This window comes from Vallitalea sediminicola, from assembly GCF_054408565.1.
Genome location: NZ_BTPT01000027.1, coordinates 1 through 15010, shown reverse-complemented (window position 1 = coordinate 15010; position 15010 = coordinate 1). Strand labels below are relative to the sequence as shown.

16 protein-coding genes are annotated in these 15010 nt (G+C 29.6%); 3 read left to right on the top strand and 13 right to left on the bottom strand.

The window, feature by feature from the left end:
* Nucleotides 1-12 precede the first annotated feature (12 nt).
* From ACX6CF_RS12455 to ACX6CF_RS12430, 6 genes are all read right to left on the bottom strand, one after another.
* A complete protein-coding gene (locus ACX6CF_RS12455) occupies nt 13-939 on the bottom strand; it encodes a metal ABC transporter solute-binding protein, Zn/Mn family (RefSeq protein ID WP_458785662.1) in 927 nt (308 codons plus the stop codon).
* Nucleotides 940-973: 34 nt separating this feature from the next.
* Nucleotides 974-1387, bottom strand: a complete 414-nt coding sequence (locus ACX6CF_RS12450; RefSeq protein ID WP_458785661.1) for a metal-dependent transcriptional regulator — start codon at nt 1385-1387, stop codon at nt 974-976.
* A gap of 106 nt (nt 1388-1493) precedes the next feature.
* Entirely contained in the window at nt 1494-2441 is a 948-nt protein-coding gene (locus ACX6CF_RS12445; protein WP_458785660.1) for a DUF4846 domain-containing protein, read from the bottom strand.
* 203 nt (nt 2442-2644) lie between these two features.
* Complete coding sequence (locus ACX6CF_RS12440; RefSeq protein WP_458785659.1) at nt 2645-3997, bottom strand: TldD/PmbA family protein; 1353 nt, start codon at nt 3995-3997, stop codon at nt 2645-2647.
* A complete protein-coding gene (locus ACX6CF_RS12435) occupies nt 3997-5391 on the bottom strand; it encodes a TldD/PmbA family protein (protein ID WP_458785658.1) in 1395 nt (464 codons plus the stop codon). The genes ACX6CF_RS12440 and ACX6CF_RS12435 overlap by 1 nt, the downstream gene beginning before the upstream one ends.
* A gap of 141 nt (nt 5392-5532) precedes the next feature.
* Nucleotides 5533-6285: a DUF4184 family protein gene (locus ACX6CF_RS12430; RefSeq protein ID WP_458785657.1), complete on the bottom strand. Its 753-nt coding sequence runs from the start codon at nt 6283-6285 to the stop codon at nt 5533-5535.
* A gap of 462 nt (nt 6286-6747) precedes the next feature.
* On the opposite strand from ACX6CF_RS12430, the gene ACX6CF_RS12425 reads away from it, so the two are divergent.
* Entirely contained in the window at nt 6748-7800 is a 1053-nt protein-coding gene (locus ACX6CF_RS12425; protein WP_458785656.1) for a GGDEF domain-containing protein, read from the top strand.
* 18 nt (nt 7801-7818) lie between these two features.
* On the opposite strand, the gene ACX6CF_RS12420 is transcribed toward ACX6CF_RS12425, so the two are convergent.
* The 7 genes from ACX6CF_RS12420 to ACX6CF_RS12390 all read right to left on the bottom strand — a co-directional run bounded on the left by ACX6CF_RS12420 (nt 7819) and on the right by ACX6CF_RS12390 (nt 12912).
* On the bottom strand, nt 7819-8310 hold the full coding sequence (locus ACX6CF_RS12420; RefSeq protein ID WP_458785655.1) for a flavodoxin domain-containing protein: 492 nt from the start codon (nt 8308-8310) through the stop codon (nt 7819-7821).
* Nucleotides 8311-8324: 14 nt separating this feature from the next.
* Nucleotides 8325-8717 (bottom strand): FMN-binding protein, encoded by a 393-nt coding sequence (locus ACX6CF_RS12415; protein WP_458785654.1) that lies wholly within the window; start codon nt 8715-8717, stop codon nt 8325-8327.
* Between the two features lie 14 nt (nt 8718-8731).
* The gene (locus ACX6CF_RS12410; protein WP_458785653.1) at nt 8732-9343 is read right to left on the bottom strand and encodes a TetR/AcrR family transcriptional regulator; all 612 of its coding nucleotides are present in this window, start codon (nt 9341-9343) and stop codon (nt 8732-8734) included.
* Nucleotides 9344-9468: 125 nt separating this feature from the next.
* Nucleotides 9469-10677 carry an MFS transporter gene (locus tag ACX6CF_RS12405; RefSeq protein WP_458785652.1) on the bottom strand — a complete coding sequence of 403 codons (1209 nt, stop codon included), beginning with the start codon at nt 10675-10677 and terminating at the stop codon, nt 9469-9471.
* 130 nt (nt 10678-10807) lie between these two features.
* Nucleotides 10808-12205 (bottom strand): sensor histidine kinase, encoded by a 1398-nt coding sequence (locus tag ACX6CF_RS12400; protein WP_458785651.1) that lies wholly within the window; start codon nt 12203-12205, stop codon nt 10808-10810.
* Nucleotides 12202-12504: a winged helix-turn-helix domain-containing protein gene (locus ACX6CF_RS12395; protein WP_458785650.1), complete on the bottom strand. Its 303-nt coding sequence runs from the start codon at nt 12502-12504 to the stop codon at nt 12202-12204. The genes ACX6CF_RS12400 and ACX6CF_RS12395 overlap by 4 nt, the downstream gene beginning before the upstream one ends.
* A gap of 15 nt (nt 12505-12519) precedes the next feature.
* On the bottom strand, nt 12520-12912 hold the full coding sequence (locus tag ACX6CF_RS12390; RefSeq protein WP_458785649.1) for a response regulator transcription factor: 393 nt from the start codon (nt 12910-12912) through the stop codon (nt 12520-12522).
* A 138-nt stretch (nt 12913-13050) separates the two neighbouring features.
* Between ACX6CF_RS12390 and ACX6CF_RS12385 the strand changes: the two genes are divergently transcribed.
* On the top strand, nt 13051-13758 hold the full coding sequence (locus tag ACX6CF_RS12385; RefSeq protein WP_458785648.1) for a hypothetical protein: 708 nt from the start codon (nt 13051-13053) through the stop codon (nt 13756-13758).
* A gap of 206 nt (nt 13759-13964) precedes the next feature.
* The gene (locus ACX6CF_RS12380) at nt 13965-14999 is read left to right on the top strand and encodes a 2-hydroxyacid dehydrogenase (protein ID WP_458785647.1); all 1035 of its coding nucleotides are present in this window, start codon (nt 13965-13967) and stop codon (nt 14997-14999) included.
* Nucleotides 15000-15010 lie beyond the last annotated feature (11 nt).

Here is a 15010-nt window from a genome sequence, read left to right as displayed (position 1 = left end):
TATTAATGTATTTTATTTTAGTGCATCAACTATAGTATCTACATTGCTTTTTACCGTTCCTATATAGGTTTCTGCTTCTGTTCCTTCACTTCCCAATGAATCAGAGAAAAGCTCTCCACCTATTTCTACTTCAAACCCTCTTGCTTTTACTGCTTCTTGTAGAGCTTCAACATTCTTTTTAGGAACTGATGATTCAATGAATATAGCACTTATTTCATGTTCAACAATAAAATCTGCCAATTCTCTTACATCTGATGTACCAGCCTCAGAAGCTGTTGAAATCCCTTGTAACCCTTTAACTTGGAACCCATAAGTATTTCCAAAATATTCAAAAGCATCATGAGCAGTAATCAATATTCTTTTACTTTCTGGTAACTCATCAACTCTAGTTTTAACATATTCATGTAGTTCATCTAACTCATTTAGGTAAGCCTCATAATTTTCATTATATGTGTCTTCATTCTTTTCATCAAAATCCACAAGACCATCTCTGACTACTTTTGCAGCATCTTTCCACAGCAGAACATTAAACCATATATGTGGATCATGTAAATCATTTTCACTTACTATTAAATCCTTTTCATCAATGCCTGACGCTATTTCAATAACTAATTTTTCATTACCATTAAGATTTTCAAAAACTTCACCCATCTTACCTTCAAGATGTACCCCATTATAGACAACCATATCAGCATTCTGCATCAGTGATACATCTCCTGCACTTGCCTTATATAGATGAGGGTCAACTCCTGGTCCCATCAGACCCCTAACTGCTACATTATCTCCACCAATTATCTTAACTAAATCAGCTATCATAGTAGTAGTTGTAACTATATTATATTTTCCATCAACTTTTGATACTTTTTTGCTATTACTACAAGCAGTTACTCCTACAGATAATACTAAAACCAAAAACATAATAAATAAATTTTTTTTCATATAATCTAACCTCCTAATTATAATTTGTTCCCAATTAATCATCTAGCTTAGGTATATAGCTTCCATGGGGACATTGTTCAGGTTTTCCTAAAAATTCATAAAGTCGTTCTTCTAATAAAAATGACGTTACATGTTCTAATTTTTCAGCTTCTTCATGTACTTGTTCCCAAGTATATCCTAGTTTTTCATATAAGAAATACTCCCATATCCTATGAATTCTTATTAATCTTATTCCTATATCTCTACCTTCTTTAGTCAATTTACATCCCTTGTATGGAATGTATTCCACCAAATCTTTATTAACCAGCTTTTTAATTGTTTCATTTACAGTTTGTGGTGTATGACCTAATTTTTTTACAAGTTCACTATTACTTAGATATTCTTTTGTATTTTTATCTTCTAGGACTGATATTACTTTAATATAATCCTGCTCTGCTCTATTTAACATTTCATCACCTCTTAATTGTTAAGGTTAACCTTAACACTTGTTAATAATATTATATACTTATTGATAATGAAAGTCAATATCATTTTAATAATAAAAAAAATTATTTTTATTTAGGGAATCTTTTTAATTGATTTCTATCAAACGTCCATTCTGGAGTATTGATCGTTTCATCATTAAGATTATACCAAGGACTTTGACTATTATTATTGTTACACAACACTTGTATATCTTGTGCAGGCATATAACTCTGAGCTAACATAAATACTTTATCACCTGTATCTTTATTGACTGCCATATCAATTACTATGACTGCATGTCCAGGGCTTCCACCTTTGATGAAAACATCACCTATCTGCATATCATTCAATTCTATATCATCAAGCTCTTGAGAAAGAGATAATGTACCCGCATATATAAACACATACTCCATATATTCAAAAAAGTCTTTGTAAGTATTGGATGGTTGCTTCTTCTTGACATATTCTGTTTTATTACCATCTACTTTGATTCGGTATCCATCTATCCATTTGCTATAATCAACCCTGAAACCATTTGTAAAATTGAAATGTATCTTATCATAATAACCCTGACCAAATAGATATTCTCCTCTTAGCCTCATAATTGCATCAGCACATTGCTGTAGATTCTTATCTCCAATATCCATATCAATAACTGCTTCATAGACATTCATTTTGTCTTTTATATTTCCATTATAGTATTCAACTTTTGAACCATGTGGTTTTAGTGGAAGTGTTCTTAAATATTCTCCAAAAGATTGTTCTTCTACTTTTACCCTTTCATAATTAGTGGGTACATTGAATCTCTCTTGAACATTATTACCCTCTGGATTAATGAGTTGAACTTCTTCACTATCTACTTCAACAATGTCTATGGTATTATCACTATTTTTTTTATCTTTTTCCTCTATATTCAAATCATTATTCTCTTCTATTATGCCTCCTACCATTTGTGGATTATCTTCTGTTTTTTCATTGTCCATAGCACAACCTGTTATCAATGTTATTAACACTACTAAAATAATATACTTCTTCATATTACAATCCTCCTGATTTTTGATGATATATAGGTTCAATATATAGAACTATTAATTAATCTCTATTATATTATAATTCGCTATTAATTCAAACACTAATACATAACTACTTGATATTAACACCTCTACTCCATGGATTTTAAAATATGGTAATAAGAAAAAAGCTCTCAACAATCATTGTCAAGAGCATTCTATTTATTTAACTATTCTCCTGCTACAGACAAACCGCTAATTTTTAAAGATGGTGAACCAACATATCCTCTACTAGGCATTATGAATTCTAAGTCATTTCCTATGTCTTCTATATTTTTCAGCATATCTATATAATTACCCGATATAGTAATTTGATTGACTGGTCTGTTGATTTTACCTTGACTTATTTCATAACCATAAGCAGAAACAGAAAAGTCACCTGAAATGGTACTCAATCCTGAATGTAGACCTTGTACATCAATAATTAATATACCTTCTTCTATACTTTCGATTAACTCATTTAAGCTTTTTCTACCAATTTCTATATACATGTTAGTAGGAGCAATATCTATTGGTGAATTGTAAGATGGTTTGTATGCATTACCTGTAGCCTCTACCCCATCTTTAACCGCTGTTTTAAGATTATGGAAATAAGTTTTTAGAATACCTTTGCTAACTAATTTCTTATATTTGCTCGCTACTCCTTCTGCATCAAATGGTCTAGTGGATACTCCACCCTTCATAAAAGGATCGTCTACAATGGTAATTGATGAATCAGCTATCTTTTCTCCAATCTTTCCTTTTAATAGTGATAAATCTTTATGTATATTATCTGCCGAAAAAATAGGCGCAAACGCCTGTAGAATTTTAGCTGCAACATCAGATCTAAGGATAACCGGATATTTTCCCGACTTCATCTGTGTTGCCCCAAGCATTGATAACGCTTCATCTACGACTTCTGTAGCTAACTTTTTTCCATCTAATTTTTTTAGATTATCAACAACTTCATATCTAAAAGCTGATTTTATATCTTCATTTTCTTTTACATTCACAAATGCAACAGTTTCTACTCGGTTTGATTTGTATTCAAGATTAAGCCCTTTTGTATTACTGATCATTGTACGATAAGTGACCTCATTAAGTATGTTGTAAGGCATTGCAACAACTCTTTTATCCATTTCAAATGCATTTTTTTCTGTTTGTATCAAATAATCTATTTTTTCCTGATTAGTGTTTTTTTCACAATCCCTATTATAAGTATTTATATCTTTATATTCCTTGGAACCCCCAAAAATTATATCTACGTCATCATTATCAATTATCTCAGCATTCTCCATAGCTTCATTTATCAACATATTAACACAGTCTTCATCTAATTTTTCTGTATATGAATAACCCATTTTATCATTATATAATCCCCTAAATGAAAGTCCTTCTTCTACAGAATTCTCAAAGCTGTTAACTTCGCCTTTGAATACCTTCACACTAAGCCCTTTTTTATTAAGAATATATACTTCCATTTCTCCGAATCCTGCTTTTTTACCTTTATCAAATAGCATTTTAATAATTTTCTTATTATCCATTATTTATCACCATCCCTTCCACCTACAGTCATTTTGCTTATTCTAATAGTAGGTTGACCTACATTGACTGGTATGCTACCACTAATAGAACCACACATACCTTGCCCATGATCCATATTATTACCAACCATATCAATTTTTCCAAGAACTTCTATTCCAGTACCAATCAACGTAGCTCCACGAACAGGTCTATCTATCTTTCCATTCTTGATAATATAACCTTCTGTTACAGCAAAATTGAATTCACCTGTTGATGGATTAACAGAACCTCCGCCTAAGCTTTTAGCGAACAACCCATATTCAGTGTTGGCTATTATCTCTTCTCTTGTTGACTTACCTGCTGCAATATATGTATTAGTCATTCTTGAAGTTGGAGCATAACGGTAGGATTCTCTTCTACCTGAACCTGTAGACTCCATATTCATACGAAGTCCATTTAGTTTATCTATCATATAACCTTTTAGAATACCATTTTCTATTAATACGTTTTTCCTAGCCTCTGAACCTTCATCATCTATATTTATTGAACCCCAAGCATTAGGTATGGTTCCATCATCAATTGCAGTAACTAATTTGGAAGCAACCTGTTCACCAAGTTTATCTGCAAATACGGATGATTTTTTAGCTACACTTGTAGCTTCTAAGCCATGACCACAAGATTCATGGAATAATACTCCACCAAAGCAATTATTAATTATTACTGGCATTTTTCCACTAGGGCAATAATCGGCTAGTAACATTGTTTTTGCCATTCTAGCTGAATCTTCAGCATAAGCTTTTGTATCAATATTATCAAAAAGTTCATAACCCATATGTGCTCCTGGACCATGTATACCAGTTTGCATTTCTCCATTTCTAGAGGCTATAGATTGAATCATAATTCTTGTACGTATTCTGTTATCTTCTGCGAAAACACCTTCAGTATTAGCAATAAGTACATTTTGATTATGATCCAAGTATTGTACCTTCACTTGTGAAATAAGAGGATCATATCCTTTTGCCGCTTCATATGCTAATCTCATCAAATCTACTTTATTACCTTTTGATATTGAGCTTGGCATGATTTTAATTGGATGTATATTATTTAATTCACCTTGATTAAAATTAAGTACTCTATTACTATACCTCACACCTTTAATTACTGATGCTGCTTCTTTTGCCACTTTTATTAGATTATCTTTAGCCCGATTATTAGTATAAGCATAAACACAGTTCAATCCATTAAATATTCTTATCCCCACACCATATATTTTACCTGATACACTCTTCTCAATCTTACCACCTATTAATGATAAATGTGTATCATTTCTGTCTTCAACAAAAATCTCAGCGAAGTCTCCTCCTGTAGAAACAGCTGCTGCCAACACATCTTCAACTAATGCTTTACTTAACACTTAATTCCCTCCTCCTATGAAATCTAAAATTATAATTAATTATTTTAAACCTATAAAGAAATACTGGTAAAATTAATAAATTATATATTTAATATTAACATATATATTAAATTAATGGAAATTTAAGTATATTTTTTTAATTTAATTAAGCCAATCTTTCATTTTAACTTTTATTAATATCGACATAATAATCAAACCTATAAAAAATCCATTTATAGATGTAATAATCAAACTTGCAATCAAAAACTTACCAGTCAATATTCTTTTCACCATCAAGACCAAAATTGTTATTATTGTGACACCACTCCAGTATATCAACTTATTAGCTACTGTATTTTTAACATCCACCTTAGAATTTTTATCTCTCTTATAAACAATAAATAAAAATATAGCTATCAATCCTATAATCGAACTCATATGCTGGAATAAATTGTATGCTGGAAGTCTAATTCCAATAATATCTATAGATTCCTTTAATACCTGAAATTTCTGTACAAAAAAACCACTTGAATGTGTAAATCCATCCCAAAAAATATGAGAAAAAGCTCCAATCAAAGCAGAATATATAAACACAATTATTCTAGTTAAGGAATTTAATTTCCACTTGTATTTGGTAATATAATAGTAATTATTACACAAGGGCTTGGGAAGATTAGTAATCAAAGGTTCTTTTATAATATAATGAAATATATATGCAAGAATCAATATTATAGGCAAATTAAAATATATCTGTCCCAAAAAACTATGTCCAATCGTTCTATAAGGTCTAAAATGTATAAAATACTCAAAATCAGGAGCCATTGACCCAATAACTAATGCAGTAAAATCTACATATTTACTTTTTTTCAAGCCAAAAGGTAAAACAATCGCTGGATGCGATAAAGTAAAAGGCATTATATTCACCATCCTTTTCTTATTTATTCTTGATAAAATTATAACATGGTTAATCTTATACTTCAGTTAAAACTCTATTAAAAAACAATAAGAATATGGCATTTTATCTATATATTATTTCCTATGTTTAAAAAATGAGGTTTTATTATGAAATAAAAAAAGGGCAGATAATAGTTATCTGCCAAATGTGTAATAATTAGTTGAACATTAGCATTAGGTTTTTGAGAATAACCTAATCATTTATAAGACGAATACAATTAATAAAAAGTTTCATCTTTGTAGTGGTAAGTAATGTCAATTAATTTTACATTATGCTTTTAACAATTAAATCTCTAGAATGAATTATTAAAATAATCCAATTAATCTATCATATATATTGAAACGAAAATAAGTATATGATAGAATCTATAAATAAACTCATACTAAAATATTGATTTCATAATAAGAAATGAGCGTGTAATTATGCTAGAAGATAGGATTTTCAAATCCATATTAAAAACAGGAATAGCTTTATCAGCTATATGTATAATCGGTAATATAATATTCAAATTTCCTCTCATCATCAATACAAAATGGATTTTTTTAATAATTATATGTTTCTTGGCATTACATTATGAGACTAAGGAAACCTCAATAAAAGAACGTGTAAAATTTTCATACTTCATATTTATCATTTTGTTCTTTATTCCTGTTGGATGGTTTGATTCAGGTGGAACCGCTAATAATACTATTGCCTATGTATTCATACTTTTAATTTGTATAACCTATCTATTTAATTCCAAAAAAAGAACCATTTTAGTTATTATGTTAATTGCAACTTTTAATGGACTTTACATATTTGAACATATTAGACCTGACTTAATTAATTCTTATTCATCTGATTCACAATTTTGGGACAGACTTCTTCAAATACCTCTTACATTATATGCATCATATTATTTAATCAAACGATTTGCTACTGCATATACTACTGAAAAGAACAAACAAGAAGAATATAGCGTACAGTTAAAAGAAGCTAATCATAAATTACATGCTTTAGCTACTTTTGATTCTTTAACTAATGTTAATAATAGAAGAATTTTTGACGATTATCTACAAGCTATTTTAATTGATGAAGAAATAATTGAAGCTGATATATATGTGGCTCTCTTAGATATTGATAACTTTAAAAAAATCAATGATACATATGGACATCTTATTGGTGATGAGCTATTAGTATCTTTTGCAGAGAAAGCTCGTGAAATCATAATAGCCCCAAATATGTTAGCTAGATGGGGCGGGGATGAATTTGCTATAATATATTTTGGAAACGAAGACATAGTTAAATCTAGAATGAATGATTTATTGCAGACTATACGAAATATTGGAAAAGCCAAAAATCTAGAATCAACAATCAGCATTGGTTTAAGCAGATTAAAGCCTCTAGATACTGTTATAGATATATTGAGCAGAGCTGATTTAGCACTATATGAAGCTAAATCAAATGGTAGGAATCAATTTATACTTAATGATTAAATATATAATTATAGATTATTAACATTCATTCATGATGTCAACAAATTTCCCAACCCTATCCATACAGATTCCATCATTTCGTTTAGAACTATTATCATCCGCTTTTGATACCATCTTAATAATTAATCTATCAAAAAATTTAGCTTTATCTAAATTGATTTTCCCACCAAGATAATCTTTTGCCACTGCCCTATTATATAGTTGTTCTGGGAAACCATTTTTCATTTGTTTTATTGCCTCTTCACCTGTCATGGAACAGGATACATATAATCCTATTTTTTTACTCAATAATATCTGTAGATTATCCATACAGAATTGCCTTACTTTTTTTGAAAGTTGTCCCGCATAGATTGGACCACCTATAATTATCTTATCATAATTGGATAAATCATTAATATTATCCTTTTGTAAATTGATAAAAACTACTTCTTCGTCTAATTTATTTTCTAAAACTTTAGCACATTCTTCTGTAAAACTATATTTCGTCCCGTAAACTATTAAGATACTCATATAAAACCTCCATATTAGTTATTATTGTAGCTACCTTTTTGCAATGCATCTTCCACGGCTTTTTTAATAGTATTACTACTAACTGTTGCCCCAGTTATACCATCCACTTGTAACGATTGTTCATAAATAATTTTATCTATTATAGCTTCTGCTTTCTTGCCTAGACCTGTTTGATGTTCATCAATTGTGATAGTTTTAATGGTATGACTCCTAACTTCTACACTGACACGTGCCTTGACTAATGTAGAATCATGTCCCCCTGTATAGATACCATCTTCTATCATATCAAGCTCAATATTACTTACTTCAACTTCTTTCACATTAATCGATTTAACGACAAAAAATGCTATTATAAGAATAATTAATACTATTAGAAAAACCTTACTGCTTTTCTTTAGAGCTTTCATTAAATCACCTCTTTTTATTTTTTTATTCCATTCATTAGAATATCTAATTGTTGATTAATCAATCTTTCTCTCTGTTCTATTTGAATCTCCCCTTCAATGAGTAATCTTATAGTTAATCCAAAAATTGAAACCCATAAAGCTTGGGCTGTAAGTTCAACATCACATTCTGTAAACTGATTCAATTGGATACCTTTCCTAATGCTATCACACAGTATGTTGATTGATTTTCTATCTTCACTAACACCTTTATGAAGCATACCTGTATATTGTAAAATAGAGGGTTTGTTACTTAAAGTTATTGCTAAGTAATAATCAGAGAACTTCAAAACAGCATTAATATAGCTCATAAATCTCTCTCTGATTTCTTTCTCTGGCTCCTTTTCAGACTTTTTTATCTCTTGTATACTGTTTAATATTCTTCCATAACCTTCTTTTAATAATGTTTCTATAATTTCTTCTTTGTCCTTGAAATAGTGATAAACTATTCCAGGAGAATAATCTAATTCGTTAGTAATTTTTCTTATAGATATTTTATTGATACCCTCTTTTGCCATTATTTCTCTTGCAGTATTCAATATCAATTGCTTTACTTCTTCTTTCTTATTCATTTGCCTTTGTCTACTCATATAATCAACTCTTCCGCATATCTATATTAAACATTATTCAATAATTAAACACTGTTTAATATAATTATATATTTTTATACCCCTATAGTCAATAGCTAGGGGTATAAATTTTATATTAAATCAATTTAATTTTCTATTTCAACTTTTTTTGCAACAAATAGATTGACCAAAGATAAAGTAGCTGCAAAAAAGAATATGTACTGTGGTCCCCATACACTCCATACTATACCACCAAGGAAAGCGCATAAGATGGATACAACATGGTCCATACTGATACCCAGAGATAAAGTTGGTGTAATATCAGATAAATCAACTGCGATTGAACGTAAATATACAGTTTTTACCATTCCCATTTGCATGGACATACGATCTATGATTATTAGACCGTAAGCTAGCATGACCGGCAAACCAACCAGTGTAAACTTCCCAGAAGCAAATCCTGTAGTTAGCAAACCATAAGCAACATATACTCCAATAAATGATATTGCATCAGCATACAGTAGTTTTTTAATACCGAAATGATCTAACCATCTACCAACTGCTGGTATAAAGAAAATACCGATAAAACTACCAATCATTGTTAATATAGCTAATGTATCTGCCTTTTTGCTAAGAATTTCAATTAAAACCCATGGTCCATATACTACCATTATCTGCTTTTGGACACCATGCATTATAGCTAATATATAATAATATTTGTATTCTTTACGAAACAAAAAATTCATTTTTTTCTTTTTCACTAAAGGTTTCTTTAATAATTTGAGCAAATATATAAATAAAACAATAATCACCAGAAATATAGCTGCATCAATGATAAAAATATACTTTATATCCGTGGTAAAGCTAAAAAATCCTGTTCTAAAACCTAAGAATACAATAATAGCTGCAACCATACTAAAAGCAGTAAATACACCTTTGTACTGACCCATTCTTTTTCCTATTTTATCATCATCAATTAAAGAAATTCCAATACTATCTTGTAACGGAAAGAATAAATGCATTCCCATAGAATTGATAAATAGAAATATTAACATTATAGAAAATGTAGGGGTTATAAACCCTAATACTACTATACCCATAAAACTTAATATTTGTGCAATTATTGAAAGTCTAATATCTCCCAAAAATGACAAAGCTGTAACAACAAAAATACATAACATTCCTGGCAATTCTCTAGGAAACTCAATTATTCCACGTTGATAAGCTGTAATGTTATAAGCATCTTTAAAATAATTAGAAAAAATATCATTAGATAAACCAAGTCCAAGTGCGGTTAGTGCTAAAATAATAAAGTATACAACCGTTTCCTTCTTCATGCTAAAAAGTTTCGTCATAATCTTGTCTCTCTTCCTATGATTTAATTAAGATATGTTCATAATGTTATCATACAGTTTGTATATAAATATTTTAATGATTATATCATAAATCCATATAATAATAAACATAAAAAAAGGTTGAGAAACTCTAAATAGTTCTGAAAGTCACAATAAACTTTGCTCCTCCATTGTCATTATTGGAGACTCTGATTTGTCCACCATGTTTATTGATAATGGATTTGGTTATGGTCATACCAAGACCTGTACTACCACTTTTCCCTTTATAGAACCTATCAAATAAATGCTTTAAGTCTTCTTTACTGAAACCATCTCCATCATCACTGATAACAATATGACATGAATCTTGTTCTTGTTTAACAGCAATATCTATATTAGATTCTGAGTGTCTAATACAGTTTGATAGTATATTGATGAATCCTTGAATCAACTTATCTTCATCTGCATATATGTTAACCCTATCTTCTATATCTAGCTTGACATTAATAGATTTCTTAGCTGATAATCCATAGACTTTTTTAACTGCATTTCCTATTAATTCTTTTAGATCAACCACCTTCATCTCAAAAAATTCATGAGTAGTTTCTAATTTAGATAGAAATATTATTTGCTCAACTAGTTTTTTTAATCTTAAACTTTCATCAATAATGGTATCAAGAGCCTCTTCAGTATTATCAAAAACTCCATCTTTCAGTCCCTCTGCATATCCACTAATAGATGTCAAAGGAGTCTTTAGTTCATGAGAAGCATTTTGCAAAAATCTTTTTTGGGATTCATCATAATTTTTTAACTCATTGACCATATGTTCAAGAGATTCGCTTAGTTCCTCTATTTCATCTCCTGTATTAATCATCTCTATGGAATCAAAATCCCTTTTTGATATTCTGTTGGCTCTGTTTTTTAATTTTATTATAGGTTTTGTCAATGACCTAGCAAAAATTACTCCAATAATGATGGATATGAAACCTATAATAACCATGATCAGAATGTTTATTCTCAATATGGTGTTTGTTAGATTAGAAACTTCTTCAGTAGTGGTATACAAAATAACCCAATACCTTACTTTTCTATTATTATTAACCAGTTTATTTATTGGAAGCACAGCAACATAATATTTAAACCCGTCTTTATCATTTTCAATAATAAATTTCTCTTTGCCTTTCTGTATTCTATTAGTTAATTCAGTTAACATCTGACTATCAAACTGCGAGTCTTTTGATTGGGACACAATAACATTATTAGCTGTTTTAGTTATTACTTCAAGTCTGCTATCCAAGCCAACCTTATCCAACTTATGAGAACGCATAATAACATCTTTGAATTTTTCTCTATCAATATTTTTTTCACTACCTATTTCTGTAGTGATGACATTTCTTATGATAGCTGCTTCATTAGTAAGGTCTTCCATAACTTTTTTCTCTAAAAATACTTTTATAGCAATATTAGCTACAATGCTACTAACTAGTAATGCACCTATTATCAGGGGTATGAATTGTAAGATGACTTTTTTAGTAATATTCCTTCTCATGATTCACCTTGGTCAACAATTTTGTAACCATAACCCCATACTGTTAATATCTCAACCTTTGACTTATTTTCTCTTAATTTCTTTCTGATTCTCTTTACCAAGTCATCTACAGCTCTTTCTTCACCATAATAATCATATCCCCATATGTTATCTAATATTTGCTCTCTTGAAAATGCTCTATTCTTATTTTTAACCATAAATAATAGAAATTCAAACTCTTTGTTGGTAAGCTTTAATTCATTACCATTAGCTACTGCTTTTCTTTCATCTTCTAAAATTATCAAATCATTTATCAACAATCTATTTATTTCTTTTTAATCCGGATTACTACTGTTGGATTTATCAATTCTTCTGAATATATTTTTGATACGAACTACTAACTCTCTTGGGCTGAAAGGTTTTGATAAATAGTCATCACTTCCAAGCTCCAGACCTAGTATCCTGTCAATCTCATCATCTTTTGCTGAAACCATAATTATTGGTATATCACTGGACTTTCTAATTTCTCTACACAATTCATAACCATCCATACCGATCATCATTATATCAATAACCATCAAATGACACTTAGTACTATTAAAAACTGATAATGCTGATTCCCCACTTTGAAAGGTTTTGACTGTATAACCTTCTTTTACTAAATATGCTTTTATCAAATCTCGAATACTTTTCTCATCATCAACCACATAAATCAATTTATCTGTCATATTCCTATCCTCCACTGTTTTAGCATCAAAATTTCTTTTTACATACTTTTTCCACATTTACAATAATATTCTGCCGTATTTTTATTTTACACTATAACTGTAAACAAGTTAAGAAAATTTTTGAAAGGATGATCTAATATGAAAAAACTTGTAACAACTATTGTAATACTGGGAATAATGACTTTCTCAGGTATATCTGCTCTTGCAGAGAGCGCTCCAGAAAATGTTGAAGAAAAAGTTCAGATTCCAGAGAATGTTATTGAGTTAAGAGATGACATAAAGAATATGAACGAAAACATCAAAACCACTAGAGATTCAATAAAAGAAATTCGTGAATCCAAAAAAGATAGCTTCAAATCTCAAGCAGATGAAATAAAAGGCAGAATGGATACAAAGAAAGAATCAAACAAAGCATTAAAAGAGGAATTTTCTACTACAAAGGATAGCTTCAACACTTTGAGAACCGAATTGACACAGCAGGTAAAAAACGCAAAGGACGCTGAAGATAAAGAAAGATTGGCATCTCTTATAGAAGAAAAGAAAGCTGCTGTAAACCAGTTCCAAGCTCAAAAGACCGATGTTCTTTCTAGAAAAGCAAATATTGAAGACGAAAAATCATTATTCCAAGATTTAAAGTCACAATTCATAAATCACAGAGATGAAATTAAACCTTATATAGAAGCAATTAAAGAAAGACATTCTATGGTTAAATCTTTAAGAGAAGATGCTAAAAATGCTATGTCCTCTCAAGACTTTGAATCAACAGCAAACCTTCTTAATCAAATATTAGAGTTAAAAGAACAGACTTACAATGATTTATTGACGATAAAATCTATAATAGAATAATTTGTCATAATTCATCAATACTTCTTAACTTCAAAAGATAGATTCTGCCCACTAGCCTAGGCAGGATCTATCTTATTTTATTAGTCATTCTACTTGACTTATAAAAACTATTAATTTATACTAATACCTAATTAATAATAATTATTATTTATTCATATGAATAATATATTAATATTTACTTAACTATAATATAAGAGGTGACTGATATGTTGAAAATAGCATTTTTTGATACTAAACCATATGACAAAGAAATATTTGAAGTTTTAAATAAGGATTATAATTTTGAAATAACGTACTTTGAAGAACGTTTAAGTGATAAAACAGTAAAGCTTACAGAAGGGTTTGATGTAGTTTCTATATTCGTACAAGACAAAGCTTCTTCTTTTGTTGTAAATAAACTGCATGAATATGGAGTTAAGTTGATTGCACTTCGTTGTGCAGGTTATAACAATGTTAATTTTAAAGCAGCACAAGGAAAAGTACATGTGGTTCATGTTCCAGCTTATTCACCCCATGCAATAGCTGAATTCACAATGTCCATGATGCTCACATTGAATAGGAAAATACATAAATCACACAATAGGACAAAAGATCTTAACTTCTCACTAAGTGGTTTATTAGGATTTGATATGTACCAAAAAACAGTAGGTATCATTGGTACAGGCAAAATAGCAAAAATTCTAATTAAGATTCTAAAAGGCTTTGAGTGTAATGTTATTGCTTATGACTTATATCCCAATGAAAATTCAGCAAAAGAATTAGGTTTTAGTTATGTTCCTCTTAGTACTCTATTCAAAGAAAGTGATATCATAACTCTACATTGTCCTTTAACAAAAGATACTGAATACATTATTAACGAAAAAAGTATTAATAAGATGAAAGATGGGGTTATGATCGTTAATACTGGTAGAGGTAAGTTAATTAATTCCAAAAATTTGATTGAAGGTCTTAAGGAACATAAAATAGGTAGTGCTGCTTTAGATGTCTACGAAGAAGAAGATAAATATTTTTATGAAGATTTTTCTGTTGAAGGAGTTTATGATGATATATTATCAAGGCTTATTACATTCCCTAATGTATTAATTACATCCCACCAGGCCTATTTCACAAAAGAAGCATTGAATAATATTGCTACCACTACTCTTAATAGCATTATGCAATTTCATGAGGGCAGACCATTAGAAAATGAAATCGCTTATATATGTGATGAAAACGGTTGTGTTATTAAAAAAGTCAACTAAAAAAAGTGGCT